The organism is Sphingomonas sp. BK481 (assembly GCF_014194875.1).
Classification (GTDB): Bacteria; Pseudomonadota; Alphaproteobacteria; order Sphingomonadales; family Sphingomonadaceae; genus Sphingomonas; species Sphingomonas aerolata.
Window position 1 is genome coordinate 275,463 of the sequence record NZ_JACIAP010000003.1, and the last position, 21,315, is coordinate 296,777.

20 protein-coding genes are annotated in these 21,315 nt (G+C 67.4%); 10 read left to right on the forward strand and 10 right to left on the reverse strand.

What is annotated here, in order from left to right; all coding sequences use genetic code 11:
• The first annotated feature begins 154 nt into the window (after positions 1-154).
• Both FHY04_RS07610 and FHY04_RS07615 read left to right on the forward strand, forming a co-directional pair.
• The gene (locus FHY04_RS07610) at positions 155-2,428 is read left to right on the forward strand and encodes a CDC48 family AAA ATPase (RefSeq protein WP_183936008.1); all 2,274 of its coding nucleotides are present in this window, start codon (positions 155-157) and stop codon (positions 2,426-2,428) included.
• Between the two features lie 344 nt (positions 2,429-2,772).
• Positions 2,773-3,018, forward strand: a complete 246-nt coding sequence (locus FHY04_RS07615; protein WP_183936009.1) for a hypothetical protein — start codon at positions 2,773-2,775, stop codon at positions 3,016-3,018.
• A 27-nt stretch (positions 3,019-3,045) separates the two neighbouring features.
• On the opposite strand, the gene FHY04_RS07620 is transcribed toward FHY04_RS07615, so the two are convergent.
• Complete coding sequence (locus tag FHY04_RS07620; RefSeq protein WP_183936010.1) at positions 3,046-4,368, reverse strand: MFS transporter; 1,323 nt, start codon at positions 4,366-4,368, stop codon at positions 3,046-3,048.
• Positions 4,365-4,688 (reverse strand): antibiotic biosynthesis monooxygenase, encoded by a 324-nt coding sequence (locus tag FHY04_RS07625; protein ID WP_031441002.1) that lies wholly within the window; start codon positions 4,686-4,688, stop codon positions 4,365-4,367. Before FHY04_RS07625 ends, FHY04_RS07620 begins: the two co-directional genes overlap by 4 nt.
• Positions 4,689-4,869: 181 nt before the next feature.
• Here FHY04_RS07625 and FHY04_RS07630 point away from each other — a divergent pair, with 181 nt between their 5' ends.
• Positions 4,870-5,484: a class I SAM-dependent methyltransferase gene (locus FHY04_RS07630; protein WP_031394390.1), complete on the forward strand. Its 615-nt coding sequence runs from the start codon at positions 4,870-4,872 to the stop codon at positions 5,482-5,484.
• Here FHY04_RS07630 and FHY04_RS07635 read toward each other — a convergent pair.
• A complete protein-coding gene (locus FHY04_RS07635; protein WP_183936011.1) occupies positions 5,463-6,050 on the reverse strand; it encodes a septal ring lytic transglycosylase RlpA family protein in 588 nt (195 codons plus the stop codon). The two genes, FHY04_RS07630 and FHY04_RS07635, sit on opposite strands and share 22 nt — an antisense overlap.
• 120 nt (positions 6,051-6,170) lie before the next feature.
• On the opposite strand from FHY04_RS07635, the gene FHY04_RS07640 reads away from it, so the two are divergent.
• Positions 6,171-8,180: a bifunctional diguanylate cyclase/phosphodiesterase gene (locus FHY04_RS07640; RefSeq protein WP_183936012.1), complete on the forward strand. Its 2,010-nt coding sequence runs from the start codon at positions 6,171-6,173 to the stop codon at positions 8,178-8,180.
• A 19-nt stretch (positions 8,181-8,199) separates the two neighbouring features.
• On the opposite strand, the gene FHY04_RS07645 is transcribed toward FHY04_RS07640, so the two are convergent.
• Positions 8,200-9,126 carry a crotonase/enoyl-CoA hydratase family protein gene (locus tag FHY04_RS07645; protein ID WP_042466417.1) on the reverse strand — a complete coding sequence of 309 codons (927 nt, stop codon included), beginning with the start codon at positions 9,124-9,126 and terminating at the stop codon, positions 8,200-8,202.
• A 211-nt stretch (positions 9,127-9,337) separates the two neighbouring features.
• Here FHY04_RS07645 and FHY04_RS07650 point away from each other — a divergent pair, with 211 nt between their 5' ends.
• On the forward strand, positions 9,338-10,720 hold the full coding sequence (locus FHY04_RS07650; protein ID WP_183936013.1) for a hypothetical protein: 1,383 nt from the start codon (positions 9,338-9,340) through the stop codon (positions 10,718-10,720).
• A 15-nt stretch (positions 10,721-10,735) separates the two neighbouring features.
• Here FHY04_RS07650 and FHY04_RS07655 read toward each other — a convergent pair whose 3' ends face one another.
• From FHY04_RS07655 to FHY04_RS07665, 3 genes are all read right to left on the reverse strand, one after another.
• Positions 10,736-11,758: a lactonase family protein gene (locus tag FHY04_RS07655; RefSeq protein WP_183936014.1), complete on the reverse strand. Its 1,023-nt coding sequence runs from the start codon at positions 11,756-11,758 to the stop codon at positions 10,736-10,738.
• Positions 11,759-11,831: 73 nt separating this feature from the next.
• Positions 11,832-12,104, reverse strand: a complete 273-nt coding sequence (locus FHY04_RS07660; protein WP_031396253.1) for a CsbD family protein — start codon at positions 12,102-12,104, stop codon at positions 11,832-11,834.
• Between the two features lie 119 nt (positions 12,105-12,223).
• Positions 12,224-14,440 carry a TonB-dependent siderophore receptor gene (locus FHY04_RS07665; RefSeq protein WP_183936015.1) on the reverse strand — a complete coding sequence of 739 codons (2,217 nt, stop codon included), beginning with the start codon at positions 14,438-14,440 and terminating at the stop codon, positions 12,224-12,226.
• Positions 14,441-14,581: 141 nt separating this feature from the next.
• Between FHY04_RS07665 and FHY04_RS07670 the strand changes: the two genes are divergently transcribed.
• From FHY04_RS07670 to FHY04_RS07685, 4 genes are all read left to right on the forward strand, one after another.
• A complete protein-coding gene (locus FHY04_RS07670; RefSeq protein WP_183936016.1) occupies positions 14,582-15,139 on the forward strand; it encodes a pyridoxamine 5'-phosphate oxidase family protein in 558 nt (185 codons plus the stop codon).
• On the forward strand, positions 15,136-15,336 hold the full coding sequence (locus FHY04_RS07675; protein ID WP_031439290.1) for a DUF2007 domain-containing protein: 201 nt from the start codon (positions 15,136-15,138) through the stop codon (positions 15,334-15,336). The genes FHY04_RS07670 and FHY04_RS07675 overlap by 4 nt, the downstream gene beginning before the upstream one ends.
• 171 nt (positions 15,337-15,507) lie before the next feature.
• Complete coding sequence (locus FHY04_RS07680; protein ID WP_031439291.1) at positions 15,508-15,846, forward strand: P-II family nitrogen regulator; 339 nt, start codon at positions 15,508-15,510, stop codon at positions 15,844-15,846.
• A 27-nt stretch (positions 15,847-15,873) separates the two neighbouring features.
• The gene (locus tag FHY04_RS07685) at positions 15,874-17,226 is read left to right on the forward strand and encodes an ammonium transporter (protein WP_031394700.1); all 1,353 of its coding nucleotides are present in this window, start codon (positions 15,874-15,876) and stop codon (positions 17,224-17,226) included.
• 125 nt (positions 17,227-17,351) lie between these two features.
• On the opposite strand, the gene FHY04_RS07690 is transcribed toward FHY04_RS07685, so the two are convergent.
• The 3 genes from FHY04_RS07690 to recQ are packed head-to-tail and all read right to left on the reverse strand — an operon-like array spanning position 17,352 to position 19,956.
• Positions 17,352-17,765 (reverse strand): hypothetical protein, encoded by a 414-nt coding sequence (locus FHY04_RS07690; protein ID WP_183936018.1) that lies wholly within the window; start codon positions 17,763-17,765, stop codon positions 17,352-17,354.
• On the reverse strand, positions 17,762-18,190 hold the full coding sequence (locus FHY04_RS07695; protein WP_031394698.1) for a TIGR01244 family sulfur transferase: 429 nt from the start codon (positions 18,188-18,190) through the stop codon (positions 17,762-17,764). The genes FHY04_RS07690 and FHY04_RS07695 overlap by 4 nt, the downstream gene beginning before the upstream one ends.
• Positions 18,187-19,956, reverse strand: coding sequence for a DNA helicase RecQ (gene recQ / locus FHY04_RS07700; protein ID WP_183936019.1), 1,770 nt, complete (start codon positions 19,954-19,956; stop codon positions 18,187-18,189). Before recQ ends, FHY04_RS07695 begins: the two co-directional genes overlap by 4 nt.
• Positions 19,957-20,240: 284 nt before the next feature.
• Here recQ and FHY04_RS07705 point away from each other — a divergent pair, with 284 nt between their 5' ends.
• Positions 20,241-21,215: an aspartyl protease family protein gene (locus FHY04_RS07705; protein ID WP_183936020.1), complete on the forward strand. Its 975-nt coding sequence runs from the start codon at positions 20,241-20,243 to the stop codon at positions 21,213-21,215.
• Positions 21,216-21,315 lie beyond the last annotated feature (100 nt).

A 21,315-nucleotide genomic window follows, 5' to 3' on the forward strand; every position in this document is an offset into this window, starting at 1 on the left:
TTCGACGCAAAAAGACCTCGCCTTTCAGGCATCCTCTCCTAAAAACTTTCATGGGCTGGCCTTCATTGGCCGGCCCTTTTTTTTGTCTTTTCAAGTCCTCGCAAGCCCGGCGGCGGCCCCCCATCTGACACGCTTCGAGTTTGAAGGAGTCGAGATGCCCGATAGCGAAACCCCGACGCGGAAAATCCAGGTGGCGAACGCGCGTCCCGAGGACAGCGGCCGCGGCCTGGCGCATCTGCCGCGCGCGCTGATGGCGACGCTCGGCATCGGCGAGGGCGACGTGATCGAGATCCTCGGCAAGCAGAACACCCCCGCGCGTGCGGTCGGGCCGTATCCGGAGGACGAGGGGCTCGACATCCTGCGCATCGACGGGCTCCAGCGCGCCAATGCGGGCGTCGGCTCGGGCGATTTCGTCGAGGTGCGCAAAGCCGAATCGAAGCCCGCGACGCGCGTCGTCTTCGCACCCGCACAGCAGAATCTGCGGCTTCAGGGCTCGACCAACGCGTTGAAGCGCACGTTCCTCGGCCGGCCGATCTGCCAGGGCGACATCGTCGCGACTGCGGGGCATCAGCGCGTTGGCAACATGCCCGCGGGCGTCCAGCAGTTCATGAACGCACCCGCTTATGCGCTGCAGGAGATCCGCCTCGCGGTGATCGCCGCCAGCCCCAAGGGCGTCGTCCATATCGACGAGAATACCGAGATCGAGCTGCGCCCCGAATATGAGGAGCCGCAGGACGCACGCCGCGCCGACGTCACCTATGACGACATCGGCGGCATGGCGCAGACGATCGACCAGCTGCGCGAGATGGTCGAGCTGCCGCTGCGCTATCCCGAACTCTTTCAGCGCCTCGGCGTTGATCCGCCCAAGGGCGTGCTGCTGCACGGCCCCCCCGGCACGGGCAAGACGCGGCTCGCGCGCGCGGTCGCCAACGAATCCGACGCGCAGTTCTTCCTGATCAACGGCCCCGAGATCATGGGGTCGGCCTATGGCGAATCGGAAGGCAAGCTGCGTCAGGTGTTCGAGGAGGCCGCCAAGGCCGCGCCGTCGATCGTCTTCATCGACGAGATCGATTCGATCGCACCCAAGCGCGGGCAGGTGTCGGGCGAGGCGGAAAAGCGTCTCGTCGCGCAGCTGCTGACGCTGATGGACGGGCTGGAGGCACGCGCGAATCTCGTCGTGATCGCCGCGACCAATCGTCCCGAGGCGATCGACGAGGCGCTGCGGCGTCCCGGCCGGTTCGACCGTGAGATCGTCGTCGGCGTCCCCGACGAGCGCGGCCGCCGCGAGATTCTCGGCATCCATGCGCGCGGCATGCCTTTGGGCGACCGGGTCGATCTCGACGAGCTGGCGCGCACGACCTACGGCTTTGTCGGTGCCGATCTTGCCGCGCTGGCGCGTGAGGCGGCGATCGAGGCGGTGCGGCGGATCATGCCCAAGCTCAACCTCGAGGAGCGCACGATCCCGCCCGAGGTGCTCGACGACCTGTCGGTCACGCGTGAGGATTTCCTCGGCGCGTTGAAGCGAGTGCAGCCGTCGGCGATGCGTGAGGTCATGGTCCAGGCGCCGACCGTGCGCTGGGCCGATGTCGGCGGGCTCGACGATGCGCAGATGCGGCTCAAGGAAGGCGTCGAGCTTCCGCTCAAGAATCCCGACGCGTTCCGGCGGCTCGGCATCCGCCCGGCCAAGGGCTTCCTGCTCTACGGCCCGCCCGGTACCGGCAAGACGCTGCTCGCGAAGGCGGTCGCGCGCGAGGCGGAGGCGAATTTCATCGCCACCAAATCGTCCGACCTGCTCAGCAAATGGTATGGTGAGAGCGAGCAGCAGATCACCCGGCTGTTCCAGCGCGCGCGTCAGGTTGCGCCCTGCGTGATCTTCATCGACGAGCTCGATTCGCTGGTGCCCGCCCGCGGCAGCGGCGCGGGCGAGCCGCAGGTGACCGAGCGTGTGGTGAACACGATCCTCGCCGAGATGGACGGTCTGGAGGAGCTCCAGTCGGTCGTCGTGATCGGCGCGACCAACCGCCCCAATCTGATCGACCCGGCGCTGCTTCGCCCGGGGCGGTTCGACGAGCTCGTCTATGTCGGCGTGCCCGACAAAGCGGGGCGCCGGCGGATCCTCGGCATCCAGACGCAGAAGATGCCGCTGGCGTCCGACGTCGATCTCGACCGGCTCGCGGAGCGGACCGATCGCTTCTCGGGTGCGGATCTGGAGGACGTCGTCCGCCGCGCAGGCCTGGTCGCGCTGCGTCGCTCGATCGATTCGACCGACGTGACGATGGCCGATTTCGACAATGCGCTGAAAGAGTCGCGCGCCAGTGTCACGCCCGAAACCGAGCGGGAATATGAACAGATGGCCGCCCGCCTGAAACAGGATGCGACGGCCATCCAGCCGATCGGCTTCGCCTTCCCCAGTAAAGGCGCGGCGTGATCACCGCCCCTCTCCTTGACGGGAGAGGGGTTACTGCCAGCATGGTTCCATTCGGCGGTCTATAGTCGACTGGCCGAATGGCCCTGATCTTGTGCCATGTATTGACATTACCGGGCGCGGGTCCAATGTAATTCTCATGTACGCATCCGCGACACATAAGCGTTTCCTCGACCACGCCGGCCAACTCGCCGCACGGGGTTAGCCCGAGCTCGCGGCTATAGGCCGCTGGAGTTCGGGCTTTATTCGATCTGACCTTTGGGACGTGCGCTGCACGCCCATGATCTCGAATATACGGAAACCACGCAATGTCAGGCCCAGCCTCTGAATCTGGCGATCACTCGCCAATGCGCCGCGACGTCGATGAAGACGCCCTGTCTCCGAAAGCCTCGTTGCGGATGCGTCCGAGGAGTTTCTTTTCGAAACAATTCGATATGGAAATCGTCGAGGATTATTCGAAGGAAGAGGCCGATCGGGACTCCGCTGGGCAGCCGAAATGGCTCAACCGACTGATCCAGATGAACTTGTTACTGATGATCCTCTTGATCGGGGTTCCGCTGCTTCTGTACTGCATCGGAATGTCGGCGAAATAGCGGAACCGCGGCCTGATGAATCCCGGGTCAGCCGCCCGACGCGTCCTTCGCCTCATTCAGCGTCACCCAGGCATAGCCGATCAACACCACGCACGCTGCGCCCGCGACCAGATAAGGCAGCGAATGTTGCGCCTCGTACAGTCCGACCCCGATCGACGGCCCGAGCACGAAGCTCGCGCCGTTGATGCTGGTCACCTTGCCCGCGACCGACCCTTGCGCATTCGCGCCGACCGCGAGCGAGGCACCCGCGGTAAAGCCCGGCCGCGTGAAGCCGAAACCGAGACTCGCCAGCGCATAAGCGGTCGCGATCGTGTAGAGCGAGGTCGCGATCCCCGTCAGCGCGGTGCCCGCCGCCGCCAGCACCAGCCCGGTCAGGACGAGCTGGCGCGGGGTCAGGTTGAGCCGCGGAATGATTCCCCATTGCGCGAGCAGCGCTGCACCCGCGCCCATCATCAGCACGATCCCCGTCGGCTCGAGCGCAAGTGCGGGCGCAAGGTTGAGCCGGTCGATCACCAGGAACCCGATCGCCTGCCCGGTCATCGCCTGCGCATGCCCCATCACCAGCCCGGCGATCATCCAGGCGCGGATGCGCGGATCGGTATAGCCGACCTGTTCGACATGCGACTGGGTCGCAGCAGTGACCGACGCACCGCTCGGCGCGCCGCCGATCGACGGATAGGCCGAACTCGCGCCGTGCATATCGTCATGCGGTGCGACGATCCGGTCGTCGGGCAGCATCCGCCGCACCGTGATCCACACCGCCACGCCGAACAGCGCGAACAGGAAGGCGGGGCCCGCCAGCCCTACCTCGAGTCCGCCGACCGACCCGAGGATCAGATAGGGCGCGATCGCCGGCCCCAGGATCGTGCCGAGCCCGAAGGCGGAAGCGAGCAGCGTCAGCGCGCGGGTCCGCTCCGCGCGCGTCGTCTCGCCCGCGACGAGCGCCTGCACCGCTGGCGGCGCGGCGGCGCCGAATGCGCCATAGATCAGCCGCCCGGCGATGAAGCAGCCGAACGCCGCGGTCCCGCCGATCCAGTGGTTGATCCCCGCCATCAGGAACAGCCCGCACAATGTCAGCGACACGCTGAATCCGCCGATGCCGAGCAGGATCATCGCGCGGCGGCCATGCCGGTCGGACCGGTTCGCCCAGAACGGCGCGGCGATCACCCACAGCAGCGCGGACACCGAAAACGCGCCCGCCACCGCACTGTCCGCGACGCCGAGCGACCGGCCAAGCGCGGGCAGCACCGATTGCAGCGCGGTATTGCCCGCCGCGATAGTCAGCATGACGAGGAACATCAGCGCGAAGCGACGATCGATCCGCGCATCCTTGCGACCGATGCCGGTCATGGCCGCGCCCAGTCATAATCGCGCTCGACCCGTGCGACGGTAACGCGGTAGCGGTCATACCAGAGCGCCCGACCGCGCTCGCGAATCGCGCTATGGTCGGGATCGTCGCGCCACGCGATCGCCGCGGCGTCGTCCGCCCAATAGCTGATCGTGATCCCCAGCCCGGCTTCGTCGCGCACGCTGTCGATCCCGCGATAGCCGGGCTGCGTCGCGGCGAGCGCCTCCATCGCGGCGGCGGCCGCGGCATAGCCGGCGGGGTCGGTGCCGTTACGGTTCGACATGAAAATGACCGCCGTCTGGCCCGTCCGATCGTCGTGCATGCCCAATGCTTAAGCCAAGCCCGGGGGTTGGCAAGCGCGGGTTGCGGCACCGTGCACTGGTCGCGTTCGGTGCGGTTCTTCGCGTGATGCAACCCGCAGGCCTTGAAACACGTTTGGAATCCGTGCGACGGGGGGCTCAAAGCCTCGCGTGCGCGCGGGATCCCTGATCGTAAGGAACACGATGCCCAGTCCGACCACAGCCGCCCGGCGCGCGCGCACCCGCCCCGCCGGCGTGCCCTCCCCGTGGCAGATGTTCTTCACCGAATTCCTGAAACACCCTGTCATGGTCGGCTCGATCGTGCCGTCGTCGGACAAGCTGATCCGCAAGATGCTCGGCCGGGTCGACTGGGACAACACCAAGGTGTTCGTCGAATACGGACCTGGCGTCGGCACCTTCTGCCGCCCGATTCTCGACCGCATGGCGCCCGACGCGACGCTGATCGTGATCGACACCAACCCCGATTTCATCCGCTATCTGCGCCACACGATCACCGATCCGCGGTTTTCGGCGGTGCTCGGCTCGGCGGCCGATGTCGAAAAGATCGTCGCCGATCACGGCTTCGAATCGGCCGACTATGTCCTTTCGGGCCTGCCCTTTTCGACGCTGCCCCCCGGCGTCGGTCCGGCGATCGCCGCCGGCACGCATTCGGTGCTGCGCAGCGGCGGCGCGTTCCTGGTCTATCAGTTCAGCCCGAAGGTGAAGGACTTCCTCACCCCGCATTTCGAATCGATCGATCACGACATGGAATGGTGGAACGTGCCCCCGGCACAGCTCTACTGGGCCTGGAAGGACTGATCCGTCAGCCGCGCGCGCAGCGCGGCGAGTTCGTCGGGCGAGGCATCGGGTCTCGCCGATGCGGGCTTGCCGGCCCGCAGCCGCGCCCGGTCCTTGGCGTCGGGCTCGACGCGGCGGACGCGGACCACGGCCCGGCCGAGGCGCTCGATCCCGAGCAGCCGGGCGGCGCCGCGTGACAGGTCGATCAGCCGCGAGGGCGTGAACGGCCCGCGGTCGTTGATCCGCAGCAGGATCGTCCGGCCGGTGTCGAGCGCAGTGACCTCGACATAGCTTGGCAGCGGCAGGACGGTATGCGCGGCAGAAATGCCCTTCACACGAAACCGTTCGCCGTTCGCGGTCTGGTTGCCCGATTCCCGGCCATACCAGCTCGCCATGCCGACCGCGTCATAACCCGGCAGATCGGCGGGCCGGTAGGTCGTGCCGCGCACGCTGTAGGGGCGGCCGATCTTGACCGGATAGTCGCTGACCGGGCGGTAGCGCGTCGTGCCGCAGCCGGCGAGCATGGCGCACAGCGCGAGGGCGGCCAGCAGGCCGGGCGTATCGGAACGCGGTGCGATTGGGATCATTATCCCTGCTAGCGGACACCCGGTCGAAGCTGAACCCCATTGCGGCGAACCGCCCGCGCGCGGGATCGTAGCGTTTGCTTAACCGCTTTACCCTACGGTTACAGTCTGTTCGAAGGTGCCATGACGCATTTCATTACCCGGTTGAGGCAGCTTCGCCACTCGGATCACGCGGTCGCCGCGGACGTCCGGGCGACTCTGGTCACCTCGCTCTATGCCTCACCCAAGTCGCTGGTGATCGGTGCGCTGACGAGCACGGGTATCGCCACGGTCGTGGCCGTCACCAGTGGCGATCGCTGGCTTGCCGGCTTCGCGGTGCTGATCGGGCTGGTCGCCGCACTGCGGATCATCGGCATCGTCCAGCGCGTGCCCGATCAAGAGGCCGCTGACGGATTTGCTGTCGATCGGGGTGCCGCCGAGCGCCCGCGGGCAGGACAGTGGGAGTTTTACTACCGCATCGGCGCCTTCGCCTTTTCCGCGCTGCTTGGCATGTTCGGGCTGCTGACGCTGACCCGGACCGCGGACGGCGTGCTTCATCTCCTCTCGGTGACGACGGCGATCGGCTATGCGGCGGGGATTGCCGGACGCAATGCGGGCCGGCCCACGATTGCGCTCGCGCAGCTTTGCCTCGCGTCGCTGCCGCTCGCGGCGGGGCTTTTACTGTCGGGTGAGCCGCTTAACGCCGTGCTTGCGATCGTCATCATCCTGTTCGTGCTGGCGATGATCGACATCACGCTGCAGACCTATGAGGCCATTCTCGGCGCGACCATCGCGGCGAGTGAAAAGACCGCGCTCGCCGAACATCACGCCGCATTTGCGCGGCGCGACGACCTCACCGGGGTCGCCAACCGCACCGCGTTTCGCGAATGGTTCGAGCGGCGGCTGCACCGACTGGAATCGACCGGTGAGCTCCTGTCGATCCACTGGATCGATCTCGACCGGTTCAAGGAGATCAATGATTCGCTCGGTCACCTGGCGGGCAACGTGCTGCTGACCGAGGTTGCGCAGCGGCTCCAGACCGCGTTCGTCACCGATGGCGGCACCATCGGGGTGGCCGGCGACGCGATCGTCGCGCGGCTGGGCGGCGACGAGTTCGCGGTCGTCTGCGCGATCGGCGCGCGCGACGATGCCCGCACGATCGCCGATCATATCCTCGACCTCGTCGCACAGCCCGTGGCCTATGCCGGGCGTCGGCTGACGGTCGGCGCCTCGCTCGGCGTGGCGATCGCACCGATCGACGGGGGCGACGCTGACACGCTGCTCAAACACGCCGATCTCGCGCTTTACCGCGCCAAGGAAAGCGGCCGGGGCGCCTTCTGCTTCTACGAACCGGTGATGGACGAGAAGATCGAACGGACGCGCGCGCTGACCAGCGACCTGCACGGCGCGATCGCGCGCGGCGAGCTGTGGCTCGCCTTCCAGCCGATCTTCGATCTGGCGACGCATCGCATCCTGTCGTGCGAGACGCTGCTGCGCTGGGACAGCCCGTGCCATGGCAGCGTGTCGCCCGCCGAATTCATCCCGATCGCCGAGCAGAGCGGCCTGATCGTCGAGATCGGCGCTTGGGTGCTGCGCGAGGCCTGCCGTCACGCGCGCGACTGGCCGGACACGGTGCGCGTCGCGGTCAACCTGTCGCCGATCCAGCTCCTGTCGCCCGGGCTCGCCAAGGTGCTGAAGGACACGCTCGACGCTACTGGGCTCGCGCCGGGGCGGCTCGATCTCGAAGTGACCGAATCGGTGTTGCTCGACGATATCGACGCATCGCTGGCGGCGCTGTCGGCGATCAACCGGATGGCGGTCGGCACCACGCTCGACGATTTCGGCACCGGCTATTCGTCGCTCGGCTATCTCACCAAATTCCCGTTCCAGACGCTCAAGATCGACCGGTCGTTCATCACCGCGCTCGACGACAATCCCGCGTCGATGGCGATCATCCAGACGGTGGTCGATCTGGCCGCGACGCTCGGCATGCAGACGGTCGCCGAGGGTATCGAGACGCCGACCCAGCTCGCGCAGCTGCGTCGCACCCGCTGCACCGCGGTGCAGGGTTTCCTGCTCGCGCGCCCGATGTCGGCAAGCCAGGTGGCGAACCTGCTTGCCGACGAAACCCCCAGGATGCGTGCGCTGTCCTGAGGGCCGGCGGCGATGTCCGTCAGCCTTTCGGCTTGTCGAGCAGACGGGTCTGCGCCGCGACGAGCCGCCGCATCAGCTTGAGATCCCCCTCGCTGAGGCGCAGCGCGGCGTCCGCCCACAGGTCGACCACCGCCTCGAGCTCGTCGAGCGTCAGCGGATTGACCGCGCGCGACGCCTCGTAGATCGCGCAATGCCCGCTGTGGCGACGCCGGTTCTGGCGGATATAATCCTCGACCACCCGGCGGCCCTGCCCGGGGTCGGCGAGCGCGTGGACGATACCCAGATCATAGAGCTCCTCCGCGCTGTAGTTGCGCCCGCTGAGGATCATCTGCTCGGCGCGCGCCGCGCCCAGACGCCGCGACAGGAAGCAGTGCGCCCCCATGCCGGGGAACAGCCCGAACACGGTCTCGGGAAGGCCGAAGCTCGCGCCGCGTTCGGCGACGACGACGTTGAACGACAGCAGCGCCTCGAACCCGCCGCCCAGCGCATCGCCCTCGACCAGACCGATCGTCACGATCGGCAGGTCGAGGCCGCGCAGGTTGCGATGCAGGATCTGCACGCAGGCACGGCCATATTGGACCAGCGCCTCGCGGTGACCGGCGCGGATATGCTGTGCGAACAGGTCGAGATCACCCCCGAGCGAGAAGACGCCGGGGAATCGCGAGCCGAGCACGAGATAGCGAATCGGCATCGCTCCGGAAGTGTGGGCGCTGTGGATATCGGCCTGCCACTGACCAAAGTCCGCGAGCAGCGCAGGGTTGAAGCTCGGCCGCGTCCTTGGCCGCATATAGGTCCACAGCGTGTCGGCCTGCGGGTCGAACGTCACCTCGAGCTGGTCGAGCGCGAATAGCGGCGGGGTGGGGGCGGGGGCCGCGATCCCGGCTGTGGTCGCGGTTGCAGGCCGCGGGGCCGGCGAGAAATGTCGGGCGGGTAAAGCAAGAGTCACTGTGGCATTCCTTTGTAATCGCAGCGCAGTGCTGCACCGCCGAACCTAGGGCACAATGGCGGCGATCCCGCGGGGGCATGCGCGCGACGCGCGTTAAAATCCGTCTCGCGCGACACCGCGCCGGTGCGCTAGGCGGGGTCGGGGTCAGGGGCGGTCGTGGCGCACGGTCCGCGACCCGGTGCTGGCCCCCGAAACTGGACGTTTGCCGATCATGACAGCGAAATGGATGCAGGCGGGGCTGGCCGGAGCGCTGGTTGCGGGATTGTGGCTCCCGGTACCATCCGGCGCGGCGCAGACCGGTGTCGCGCCGCCCGCCCCGTCACAGATCGCGTCGGTCGATGCCCCCCAGCTCCAGTTCCCCGTCGATGCGGCGATGCAGGACGCGGCGCAATATGCGCGGCGGTTCGGCGTGCCGCTCGATGTCGCGCTCCACCGGATGCGGGCGCAGGCGGCGACGATACCCGTCACCGACGCGCTGCGCCGCGAATTCGCCGATCGCCTTGCCGGCATCGCGGTCGAGCATGACCCGGCCTACCGGATCGTGGTGCTGCTGACCGGCACCGACCCGGTCGCGGACCGCGTCGTCGAGGCGGGGGGGATGAGCGTCCCGCTGGTGTTCCGGACCGGCGCGGCGGCGACGCTCGACCGGATCCTCGGCCAGATCCGCACCTTCCAGGCGGCGATCCGCGCCGCGCTTCCGCATCCCCCCGGCATCGGTGCGGATCAGCGGACCGGCACGCTCGTCGTGATGGTCGCGACCGCGGACCTTGCGCTCGACCGGGATGGCGCACTTACCGCGAAGTTCGCCGATATGACCGGCGTTCCCGTGCGGATCGAAGCCAGTGACCGCCTGATGCTGCCGATGGCGCTTCAGACGAGCGTAACGGCCACGCCGGGCGCCACAGTGCCCGGGATCCCCGTGGCGACGATCCCGCGTGCCGACGCAGTGACCGTGATGCCGGACGTCGCGGGCGGGGGGCGGGTGGTCGGGACGGTCGACGGCCGGCGCTATATCTGCACGACGGGATTCGTCGTCACCGATGGCGTCGCGGATGCGATCGCCACCGCCGCGCATTGTCCCGACACGCTCGATTATGTCGGACGGCCGCCGGCGGGCACGGAGCGGCGGGCGATCGCGCTGCCCTATGTCGGCCAATGGGGCTGGGGGTATCAGGACGTCCAGATCAACCGCGCGCCCGCGCTGCCGGCGACTGCGCCACGGCTGCCCGCCTTCTTTGCCGATACCGCCAAGACCCGGCTCAGGACCGTCGCGACATGGCGCAACCGGACCAGCACGCGCGCGGGCGACTTCGTCTGTCACCGCGGCGAGCGTACCGGCTATAGCTGTGCGCCGGTCGCGATGGTCGATTTTGCCCCCGCGGGCGATCTGTGCGGCGGCGCGTGCCTGCCGACCTGGGTCGCGGTCGACGGGCCGACATGCAAGTCGGGTGACAGCGGCGCGCCGGTTTTCGAAGGGCAGGTCGCACTCGGCCTCGTCAAGGGCGGCACCTACCGCGCTGATGGCAGCTGCCTCTTCTATTATTACATGTCGACCGACTATCTGCCGCCCGGCTGGACGCTCGCCTATCGCTGAGCGCCGACATGCAGCCTAGAGGGGCAGGACGAACGCCGCCCCCGGAACCGCGACGCGGGCGACATGCGGCCCGAGCAGCCCGTCCGCGTCGATCGGCAGCAGCGTCACGCATTCGTCCTTCTCGTTCGCGACGACCATCAGGCCCTCGTCCTCCAACAGCACGAAGTGTCGCGGATAGGCCGCCCCCGCCGGTGCATGCTGGATCAGCCGCGGGTCACCATCCGGGTCGAGCGCGAAGACCGCGATGCTGTCATGCCCGCGGTTGGAGACATAGAGCCGGTCCCCCGCCGCGTTGATCGCCAGATGCGCGACGATGCTCGGACCCTCATATTCTTCTGGTAGCGTCGACACGGTCCTTGCTGCCGAGAACCGACCCTCGCCGCCGACCAGCACGGTCAGCGTGTTCGCAAGTTCGTTGGCAAGATATGCCATGCGCTGGACATGCGGATGCAGCAGCAGATGGCGTGGCCCCGATCCCGCTGGTGCGTGAAAGGCTGTTCCGGCCGCCCGGACACGGTTGCCGCCCGGCGCCGGCGCCACCGCGAAGGCGCGGATCTCGTCCGTCCCCAGATCGGTTGCATAAAGCCAGCGATCCTCGGCGTCGAACCCGACCCAGTGTGCATGCGGGCTCGTCTGACGCTCGCGGTTCGGACCCGATCCTTTATGGGCAAAGACATGCGTTGGCGCGATCGGCAGACCGTGCGAATTGAGGTTCACGACCGACACGCTCCCGCTCGCATAATTAGCGACGGCGAGCAGGCTCTGGTCGTGACTCAGCGCGAGATGACAAGGCGCGTTCCCATCGACCGCCACGCGGGCGATCTGTCGCCAGCCGTCGGCGGTCGCGCGATACACGCCGATCGCGCCGTCATCGCGCTCGTCGACGAGATAATGGAGGTCATGGCGCGGCGAATGGACGCCGAAGGACACGTTTATCGCGTCAGGATAGGGCGTGCCGGTCGACCAGCCATCGCCGTGTCGTAGCGGATGGAGCCCACCACGATTGGTGCCGATCCAGAGGCCGGCGGGTCGACTCACGAGGCGGTCACCCCATGCCGACACCGCCGGGATCCTCCGACCAGCGGGGCCGCGCGGACGCGGCCCCGGGCGATCACTTGCCGCGCAGCGTGTTGAGCAGCGCGATGCCGACGACGCCGACCAGCGCCGCGGTGGCGAACGGACGATCCTTGGCAAACGCACGCGCCTTGTCGGCGAGCGGTGCGACGGTGTCGGTCGCGGTGCCGATCGCCTTGTTCGCGGTGCCTGCGATCTGGTCGGCGACGCCGCCGGCCTGAAGCGAGCTGTCGCCCGTTGCATTGCCTGCTGCCTGCTTCACCGAACCGAGCAGATCCTGGCCTTCACCCTTCAAGGTCGTCGTGTTCATGCTAAACTCCTATGCTGGACGGCATCCGGAACGAATGCGCTCGGACCGCTGAACGGCCGACACGCCAAGATGTGCCATCGACCTGCGCATAAACCGCCCGCGCAGGGCCGAGCGGCCCGTTACCAGCGATACCCGATCGTTGCCTGCACCGTGCGGCGGTTGCCGTACCAGCACCAGGCATAGTTGGCGAAGCAGCTCGTCAGATACTTCTTGTCGAACAGGTTGGTCGCGTTGACGCCGAGATCGACATTGGCGAGCCGCGGGCTGAGCTTGCCCAGATCGTAGCGCAGCAGCGCGTCGAACACCGTATAGGCGGGTGAATAGCGCGCGACGCCGTCCGAATAGAAATCGGCATAGGTCTTGTCGACGTGCCGCACCGCGCCGCCGATCGCAAAGCCCGATGCCGGCCCCTCGGTCGGCGCCCATTCGAGGTTCGCCGAGATTCCGCCGCGCCCGACCGTCGCGAGCGGCAGGCCGATATTGGCGGCAACGACGTCCTCGACCTTCTTCACGCGCTGGCGGCTATAGGCGAGCTTGGCGTTGAAGCCGTAGGGCAGCGGCGCGCTCGCCTCGACCTCGACACCCTGCGACCGGACCTTGCCGATCTGCTCCGCCGTGAAATCGGGATAGGACACGACGACATTGGTCTGCTCGATCCGGAACCAGGCTGCGGTGACGAGGATCGACGTGCCGGTCGGCTGATATTTCACCCCCGCCTCGATCTGCTTGCCGAGAGACGGCTTCGGGGGGCTGCCATCGCGCAGTTCCGCATTCTCCGGCTGGAACGAGGTCGAGTAGCTTGCATAGGGCGCCAGCCCGAACGGCAGCAGGTACAGCGCACCCGCGCGCCAGGTGAACTTCTCGTCTTTCTGCGCCTTGCCGTTGCGTTCCTGGCGGGCCCAGTCCTGGCGGCCGCTCAGCGTCACGCGCAGCCCGCCGACCGCGATCTGGTCCTGCGCATAAATCCCCTGCTGACGCTGGCGGACATTGGCGGAACCGATGCCGAAGGACGCTTGGACATCGGCTGGCGTCTGCGGCGTGGGCATCGTCCCATAGACCGGGTTGAAAACGTCGATCGGCGTCCCGCCGCCAAAGGCCGAGAGCCCCGCCGAATGCGCGACCTGACGGTCGACCCCGAACAACAGGTTGTGCGTGACGGGGCCAGTGACGACCTTGCCCGTCAGCTGATTGTCGAACGTCCAGTTGTTGAGCTGCTCCCGCGTCGAATAGGAGGACCGGGCATACAGCGTCGGCGCTACCGCGAGCGGATCGACCGCGGGTCCGCTGGTATAGACCAGCCCCATCCGGCTCTTTACATATTGATAGCGCCCCGACGAGCGCAGCGCCCAGCCGCTACCGAAATCGTGATTGAAGATATAGGTCAGCGCGGCCTGTTCGCGACGGAAGAAGTCCCCGGGCTCGCCACCATAGAATTTGGTCGAGATCTTGCCTGCCGGGTTGTCGATCAGCGTCCCGAGCGTCGGGAACACCCCGTAATTGCCATTGAACGGATCGTGCGAATAGGCGCCGAGCAGCGTGAAGCTGGTGCTGCTGCCCGCGCCGGCGGTCACCGCGGCGGAGATCGTCTGGCGCTCGCGCTTGCCCTGGCCCTGCGTCTGCTGATCGTCGGCGCCATTCGCGCTGCCATAGATGCGCCACAGCACGCCGTCCCCTGCGCGCCCGCCGATATCGGCGTCGACGCGGTACAGGTCGTAGGTGCCATAGGTGCCGCTGACCGCACCATAGGTTGCGCGATCAAGCGGCAGCTTGCTGACCTCCGCGACCAGACCGCCCGGGCTCGACTGGCCATAGAGCACCGACGCCGGGCCCTTGATAATCTCGACCCGATCGAGCCGCGACACGTCGACCTGCGGTACCGCATAGCCGGTCGCGCTGCCGAACTGGCGCAGGCCGTCGAGATAGACCGGTGCGTCGAACCCGCGCAGCTTGAACTGGTCGTACACCTCGGCGGATGCACCGCGCGTCTCGGGGGTGACGCCCGCAACGAAGCGCAGCGCCTGATTGAGGTTCTGCAGCCCCAGCCCGGCAATGTCACCGGCGCTGATCACGCTGATCGACTGCGGCGTCTCGACGATCGGCGTTGCGCTCTTCGTCCCCGACGACGCGATCGTCGTCGCCTTCTCGCCGGTCACGACGATCACGCCGTGATCCTGCGGTTCGGACGCGTCGGATTCGTCGAGGCTTGTTGCCGCTGCCACGGACGCGTTGGGGGTCGTGTCCTCCGGGGCGGACCCGGCCCAGGCCGGTGTTGCGGACAGCGCGGCCGTGAGAATGGTGCCGGCGAGCAGCAGGCGGGCGAAGCGACGTTCGGACATGAAAAACCCCTTTCCGGCTCGCTACTGTTGTCGCGACTGATTTGCAATAGCGTTGCGACCGATTCGCAAACCGCGTTTTCAGTGGCTTGGAAAAGCGGTTCACCGTTCGCGTCTGAGCGGTGGTCCTGATAGGGTGTTGCCATGGACTTCTTCCCCGCCCTTACCGATGCGCACCGCGCGTTCGTCGAACGCCAGCCCGTGTTCTTCGTCGCGACCGCGGCCGAGGGTGCGCGGATCAACCTCAGCCCCAAGGGGATGGACAGCTTCCGCGTGCTCGACGCTGGCACCGTCGCCTATCTCGACGTCGGTGGCTCGGGGAACGAGACCAATGCGCATCTCGCCGCCGACGGACGCATCACGATCATGTTCTGCGCGTTTGACCGCCCCGCGCTCATCTTCCGCATCTATGGCCACGGCACCGCGGTGCTGCCGCAGGACGATCGCTGGGACGCGCTCTATGCGCAGTTCACGCCGTTGCCTGGTACGCGGCAGATCTTCGAGATCGCGGTCGATCAGGTGCAGACGAGCTGCGGTTGGGGCGTGCCCGTCATGATGCTCGATCACGAACGCCAGACTCTGTCCAAATATCACGCCGGGCAGAGCGACGCCGAACGGCTCGCCGAATGGGCCGAACATCCGCGCAGCATCGATGGTCTGCCGACGCGGGTGCCGACCATCGCGCCCGGTGCAGCCCGATGAGTCTCGCCGAGCTTGGCCGCTACAGCCGCAACGAGGCGCTGATCATCGCCGGCCGGCTCGAAAGCGAGGGCATTGCCGCGATCGTGTTCGACGGCGACATGGCGATCGGCGACGGCAGCGATCTGCTGATCCCGGTCCGCGTGATGGTCGACGCCGACGATTTCGCCGAGGCACGCGCGATCATTCCCGACCGCTGATCAGAAATCGTCCGGCGACGCGCTGCCCGTTTTTCAGGCAATTGTCCCGCGCTGCACAGTTTCTAGCGGCCCGGCGCATCTGACACCCCGTATTCCACCCCATCCCACACCCTGTCAGAAAACTGGCACGGTCGTTGCGTTGTGTTCGGCGTAACAAGGGGAAGGGGCGCGATGAAACTCGTCATTGCCATCATCAAGCCGTTCAAGCTCGACGAGGTGCGCGAAGCGCTCACCACGCTCGGCGTGGCGGGCATGACGGTCACCGAGGTCAAGGGGTTCGGCCGGCAAAAGGGTCAGACCGAGATTTATCGCGGTGCCGAATACACGACCAACATGGTGCCCAAGATCAAGGTCGAGGTCGTGTGCGCGACGAGCCTGGTGGATCGCGTGGTCGAGGCGATCCAGGCATCCGCCAACACCGGCGCGATCGGCGATGGCAAGATCTTTGTGGTCGACGTCAGCCAGGCGGTGCGCATCCGCACCGGCGAAACCGACGATTCGGCGCTCTGAGGGGAGGGGGACACGATGAAGCATGACATGAAGACAGCCGCCGCGGCGGTTCTGGGGTTCGGTGCCGCGCTGGTCGCCGCCGCGCCCGCCTTTGCGCAGACGGTCGTCGCACCCGCGGCCGCGCCCGTCGTCGCCACCGTCAACAAGGGCGATACCGCCTGGATGATGACCTCGACGATCCTCGTCCTGATGATGATCCTGCCGGGTCTCGCGCTGTTCTACGGCGGTCTTACCCGGTCGAAGAACATGCTCTCGACGATGACGCAGATCGGCGCGGTCGCAGCACTCGCGATGCTCATCTGGGTGATGTGGGGCTATACGCTGGCCTTCGGTCCCGACGTGACCAATCCGCTGCTCAGCAACTTCATCGGCAGCCTCGACAAGGCATTCCTCAAGGGGATCACCCCCGCCTCGCAGGCGGCGACCTTCACCGCGGGCGTCGAAATTCCCGAATATGTCTTCGTCTGTTTCCAGATGACCTTCGCCGCGATCACGATCGCGCTGGTGCTGGGCTCGGTCGTCGAGCGGATGAAATTCTCCGCGGTGATGGTGTTCGGCCTGGTCTGGCTGACGATCGTCTATTTCCCGATCGCGCACATGGTCTGGGCCGCGTCGGGCTATTTCTTCAAGGCCGGCGCGCTCGATTTCGCCGGCGGTACCGTCGTCCACATCAACGCGGGCGTTTCCGCGCTGGTCGCCGCACTGATGCTCGGCAAGCGGATCGGCTATCCCAAGGAGCCGATGGCGCCGCATTCGCTGGTGATGACCGGGATCGGCACCGGGCTGCTCTGGGTGGGCTGGTTCGGCTTCAACGCCGGCTCCGCGCTCGAGGCGAACGGGTCGGCCGCGCTGGCGATGATCAACACCTTCGTCGCGACCGCGTCGGCGGCACTGTTCTGGATGCTCGCCGAGCGGCTGTCGGGTCACAAGGGTTCGGCGCTCGGCTTCTGCTCGGGCATCGTCGCAGGGCTGGTCGCGGTGACGCCGGCGGCGGGCAATTCGGGCCCGTTTGGTGCGATCGTGCTGGGCGCGATCGCCTCGCTGATCTGCTTCATGGCGGTGTCGAAGATCAAGCCGCTGCTCGGCTATGACGACTCGCTCGACGCGTTCGGTATCCACGGCATCGGCGGCATGGTCGGCGCGATCGGAACCGCGGTGGTCTATGCGCCGTCGCTCGGTGGGCCGGGTGCCGCCGACTATGCGATCGGCGCCAAGCTGCTGGTGCAGATTCAGGCGGTTCTCGTCACGATCATCTGGGCCTCGGTCGGCACCGTGATCGCGATCCTGATCGCCAAGGCGGTCACCGGGCTGCGCGTCTCGCCCGAAGTCGAGGTCGAGGGTCTCGACATCGGCGAGCATGGCGAGCGTGCCTATAACTGATCCTGTCCGGTAGCGGGCCGCCTGAGCCCGCACCCACGATGTTCCTCCTGCGGACAACCTGGCCCGGTGCGCACAACGCACCGGGTCTTTTTTGCGTGTCGATCGCGGTGCCGGCAGGGTGGTCGCTAGACGCCGATGTTCCTGGGAGCCAGCCGCCGGATATCGAGCACGTCGACCCGCGAGAGCATCACCGCGCCAAGCGTCCGGTCGCCGGTCTCGACGAGGATTCCTTCCTGCGTCGCGCGCACCGTCCGCCAGGTGACCTCGCGCACTGCGATCCGCTTGCCGACACGCTTGACCGCGGCGACGCGGCCATCCTCCGCCACCGCGAGCGCGCCGCGCCCATCGGCGCCGACGACGGCCCCTGACACGGCAAAGCCCGGCAGTTGCGCCTGCGCCGCCTCGGCGGCCTCCTCGGCGGTCTCGATCCGTATCACACGCCGCTTCCGGACCGTTGCCCAGCCGATACCACCGACCGACGCCACCAATGCCGCGACCGCGGCCCCGATCACCGCGGGGCCGAGCGCGATCGGGATCATCGCGGCCCTGCGAGCGCGTCCAGCATCGGGCGGATCCCGCGCAGGTCATAGCCTGCGTCCTCGGCCTGCGCGAGCAGCAGGTTGGGATTGCGCCCCGCCTTTGCCGCGGCGAGCGCCCACAGATTGCAGCTCCGCGTGCCCGACCGGCAATAGGCGAGGACGGGGCCTTTCGCCTCGGTCAGCGCCTGGGTCATCGCGTCGATCTGCGGATGCGAAAAGCCCGCATGCGTCACCGGGATCGCGACATAGTTCAGGCCTGCCGCCTCGGCCGCCGCACGGATCGCGTCGCCCGAAGGCTGGCCCGCATCCTCGTCGTCGGGGCGGTTGTTGACGATCGTCTTGAACCCCGCCGCGGCAATGTCCGCGACGTGCTCGACCGCGATCTGCGGCGCGACCGAAATGCTTTCGTTGATGTGCCGGATCATGCGGACTCGCGGATAACTGCCAGAAAGGCATCCCCATAGGCGTCGAGCTTGCGCGCGCCAATGCCCGATAGCACCGCGAGCGCCGCGCGCGATGCGGGCCGCTGCGCCGCCATGTCACGCAGCACCGAATCGTGGAAGATCACATAGGGCGGAACGCCCGCGTCCTTCGCCAGATCACGGCGGCATACGCGCAGCGCCTCGAACAGCGGATCGTCGACCGGGTTCGGCACGGCCCCCGGTGCAGCCTTGCGCCGCCGCTCGCGCTTGGGCGGCACGATCACCGACAGCGCCGCCTCGCCTTTCAGGATCGCCTTCGCCGCCGGTCCGAATTCGAGGCCGCCGTGTGGATTGGTGCGCAGCGCGTCCTTCAGCATCAGCGCGCGCGAGACCGGTTTCAGCAACCCCACCTCGTCGCCCTCGACGATCCCGTACACCGACAACGCCTCATGCCCGTTCATCAGGCTGCGCTCCGACGACACGCCCGTCAGGATACCCTCGATATAGCCAACGCCGAACATCTGCCCCGTCCGGAACACCGCCGACAGGAATTTCCGCGCGGTCTCGGTCGCGTCGACCGCATCGACATTGCCGAGGCAATTGTCGCAATTGCCACAATCCTCTTGTCTGTCCTCGCCGAAATGCTTGAGCAGGATCCGTCGCCGACACCCCGCGGTCTCGACCAGCCCGCCCATCGCGGTCAGCCGCTGACGCTCGCCCGCTTGCCGCTCGGGTTCGACCTCGCCGATCCGCTGGCGGGCGCGCGCGAAATCCTCCGCGCCCCAGAACAGATGCGCGATCGCCGGATCGCCGTCGCGCCCCGCGCGCCCCGTTTCCTGATAATAGGCCTCGATCGATTTCGGCAGCCCAGCATGCGCGACGAACCGCACGTCGGGCTTGTCGATCCCCATCCCGAACGCGACCGTGGCGCAGATCACCATGTCCTCGCTCGCGACGAAATCCGCCTGGTTCTTCGCGCGCACCTGCGGATCGAGCCCGGCATGATAGGCGCGCGTGGGCCGCCCGCTGCGCCCCAGCGCCTCGGCCAGCTTCTCGGTTGCCGCGCGCGTCTGCGCATAGACGATCCCCGGCCCGGGGATCTTCTCGAGGATGTCGGCAATCTGCCGGTTGACGTTATCGCGCGCCGAGATCGCATAGCGGATGTTCGGCCGGTCGAACCCCGACACGATCAGCCCTTCACGCGAGATGCCGAGCTGTTCGAGGATATCCGCGCGCGTATGGGCATCGGCGGTCGCGGTCAGCGCGAGCCGCGGCACGTCGGGAAAGCTGTCGAGCAGCGGCCGCAACAGGCGATAGTCGGGGCGGAAATCGTGCCCCCATTCGCTGACGCAGTGCGCCTCGTCAATCGCGAAAAGCGAGAGCTTCGCCTGAGACAAAAGGTTGCGGAAGCTCTCGTTCGAGGCCCGCTCGGGCGCGACGTACAGCAGGTCGAGATCGCCCGCGCGGAACCGCGCGATCGTCTCCTCGCGATTGGTATCCACGCTCGTCAGCGTCGCCGCCTTGATCCCGACCGCGGTCGCGGCGCGCAGCTGGTCGTGCATCAGCGCGATCAGCGGCGACACGACCACGCACGTCCCCTCGAGCATCGTTGCCGGCAACTGGTAGCACAGCGACTTGCCAGCCCCGGTCGGCATCACCGCCAGCGTCCGCTGCCCCGCAAGCACGCGGTCGACGACATCGCGCTGCACGCCACGAAAATCAGGAAAGCCGAAGATGCGCTGGAGATCGGGAAGGGGGTCGAGTGCCATCGCCGTCTAGGTAGCGATCCTCGGGGGGATGTCGAGGATCGCGCAGGTCTTATCGCGACGAAGCATCGGGGCTTGGCATCTCGACCATATAGAATGCACCTCCCCGGCGGAGGCCGGGGGCCAGTTGGAAAGGTGGTCGTAACGATGGGACGTCCTTTGTCAGCAACGTCTCCCAACTGGACCCCGGCCTCCGCCGGGGAGGCATACATTCATACTCGTGGCGAATGCGGTTGCGGTCGTCGAGCGATGTGCAACACCCCTCGCGATCGATTGGTGGAGGTGGCATGAAAGGCTTTGGTTTGCGGAGCGGTGCCACGGCGCTCGTCTTGGTCGGGCTCGTCCCGATCGGCAGCGCGGGCTTCGCTGCGGACAAGCCGGCGGCGGTGCGAGACGTGCCGGTCGGTGGCATGATCGCCGCGACGATCGACGGCACGCCAGTCACGCTCCGCGTCGATCCTGGCGCGCCCGGGCTAGTCCTCATGACCACCGCCGCCGCCGACCGGCTCGGGTTGAAAGGCGGCATGATGGAAATCGGCTATTCGGTGGGCGGGAAGGGCGCGATGCAGGCCACGACCGTGCGGCCGATGACGTTCGGCGCCACCCGCGTGAAACGCCGGGTCGGCTTTCCCAGTCGCAAGAAAGGGTCTGCCGACGGTCGCTGGACCGGGCGCGTCTATGCGACCGTCGGCGATGGCAGCATCGGGCCGGGGTCGCTCCCCGAACCCGTCGTGCGTATCGCCCTCCACGCGCCGCGCGCGAGCGAACGGACGGTCGCGCTGCCGATGGTCGATGGCGGCGGCCTGTTCGGACGGCTGTCGGGCGAATTCGCGCAGATCATGATCGGCGGCCAGCCCGTGCGCGTCCGCTTCGATTCCTATCACCCGCGCACCACGGTCACCGCCAACGCCGCGTCGCTGATCGCCGAGGCGCAGCGCGGCACGCTCGTCGGTACATTGGAGCCCGTCGAAATCGCTTTCGGCATCGTGCGGCCGGTGCGCACGATGATGCTCGCCACCGCGCTCCCGGTTGGCCCGCTGATGCTGTCGACGCTCGGCGTCCGCGCCAGCGACGTCGGCGGTGCCGTGTCGATTCCGGAAGCCGACGCCGCACCACCCGACCCCGACGAGATCGTCGTCACCGCTAAGGGCAAGCGCGACCCCAAACACGACCGCCTGACGCTCGGCGCCGACGTGCTCGATCACTACTCCACGATCGTGTTCGACAGGCCGCAGAAGCAGGTACGGCTCACGTGCGGTTAACTGGCTAGCCTCGCACGATACACCACCCCGGCGAAGGCCGGGGCCCAGTTGGGGGGCGTCGGTAATGAAAGACCGCGCCCCGTTACTCAGACCTCTCCAA

What these genes read in the sequence shown, in the direction of transcription:
- FHY04_RS07635 (WP_183936011.1), bottom strand. Translation starts at nt 6,050, where the DNA reads ATGATCCCAATCGCACCGCGTTCCGATACGCCCGGCCTGCTGGCCGCC.
- FHY04_RS07685 (WP_031394700.1), top strand. Translation starts at nt 15,874, where the DNA reads ATGAAGACAGCCGCCGCGGCGGTTCTGGGGTTCGGTGCCGCGCTGGTC.
- FHY04_RS07680 (WP_031439291.1), top strand. Translation starts at nt 15,508, where the DNA reads ATGAAACTCGTCATTGCCATCATCAAGCCGTTCAAGCTCGACGAGGTG.
- FHY04_RS07615 (WP_183936009.1), top strand. Translation starts at nt 2,773, where the DNA reads ATGCGCCGCGACGTCGATGAAGACGCCCTGTCTCCGAAAGCCTCGTTG.
- FHY04_RS07630 (WP_031394390.1), top strand. Translation starts at nt 4,870, where the DNA reads ATGCCCAGTCCGACCACAGCCGCCCGGCGCGCGCGCACCCGCCCCGCC.
- FHY04_RS07690 (WP_183936018.1), bottom strand. Translation starts at nt 17,765, where the DNA reads ATGATCCCGATCGCGCTCGGCCCCGCGGTGATCGGGGCCGCGGTCGCG.
- FHY04_RS07705 (WP_183936020.1), top strand. Translation starts at nt 20,241, where the DNA reads ATGAAAGGCTTTGGTTTGCGGAGCGGTGCCACGGCGCTCGTCTTGGTC.
- FHY04_RS07675 (WP_031439290.1), top strand. Translation starts at nt 15,136, where the DNA reads ATGAGTCTCGCCGAGCTTGGCCGCTACAGCCGCAACGAGGCGCTGATC.
- FHY04_RS07670 (WP_183936016.1), top strand. Translation starts at nt 14,582, where the DNA reads ATGGACTTCTTCCCCGCCCTTACCGATGCGCACCGCGCGTTCGTCGAA.
- FHY04_RS07665 (WP_183936015.1), bottom strand. Translation starts at nt 14,440, where the DNA reads ATGTCCGAACGTCGCTTCGCCCGCCTGCTGCTCGCCGGCACCATTCTC.
- FHY04_RS07610 (WP_183936008.1), top strand. Translation starts at nt 155, where the DNA reads ATGCCCGATAGCGAAACCCCGACGCGGAAAATCCAGGTGGCGAACGCG.
- recQ (WP_183936019.1), bottom strand. Translation starts at nt 19,956, where the DNA reads ATGGCACTCGACCCCCTTCCCGATCTCCAGCGCATCTTCGGCTTTCCT.
- FHY04_RS07620 (WP_183936010.1), bottom strand. Translation starts at nt 4,368, where the DNA reads ATGACCGGCATCGGTCGCAAGGATGCGCGGATCGATCGTCGCTTCGCG.
- FHY04_RS07640 (WP_183936012.1), top strand. Translation starts at nt 6,171, where the DNA reads ATGACGCATTTCATTACCCGGTTGAGGCAGCTTCGCCACTCGGATCAC.
- FHY04_RS07660 (WP_031396253.1), bottom strand. Translation starts at nt 12,104, where the DNA reads ATGAACACGACGACCTTGAAGGGTGAAGGCCAGGATCTGCTCGGTTCG.
- FHY04_RS07650 (WP_183936013.1), top strand. Translation starts at nt 9,338, where the DNA reads ATGACAGCGAAATGGATGCAGGCGGGGCTGGCCGGAGCGCTGGTTGCG.
- FHY04_RS07625 (WP_031441002.1), bottom strand. Translation starts at nt 4,688, where the DNA reads ATGCACGACGATCGGACGGGCCAGACGGCGGTCATTTTCATGTCGAAC.
- FHY04_RS07695 (WP_031394698.1), bottom strand. Translation starts at nt 18,190, where the DNA reads ATGATCCGGCACATCAACGAAAGCATTTCGGTCGCGCCGCAGATCGCG.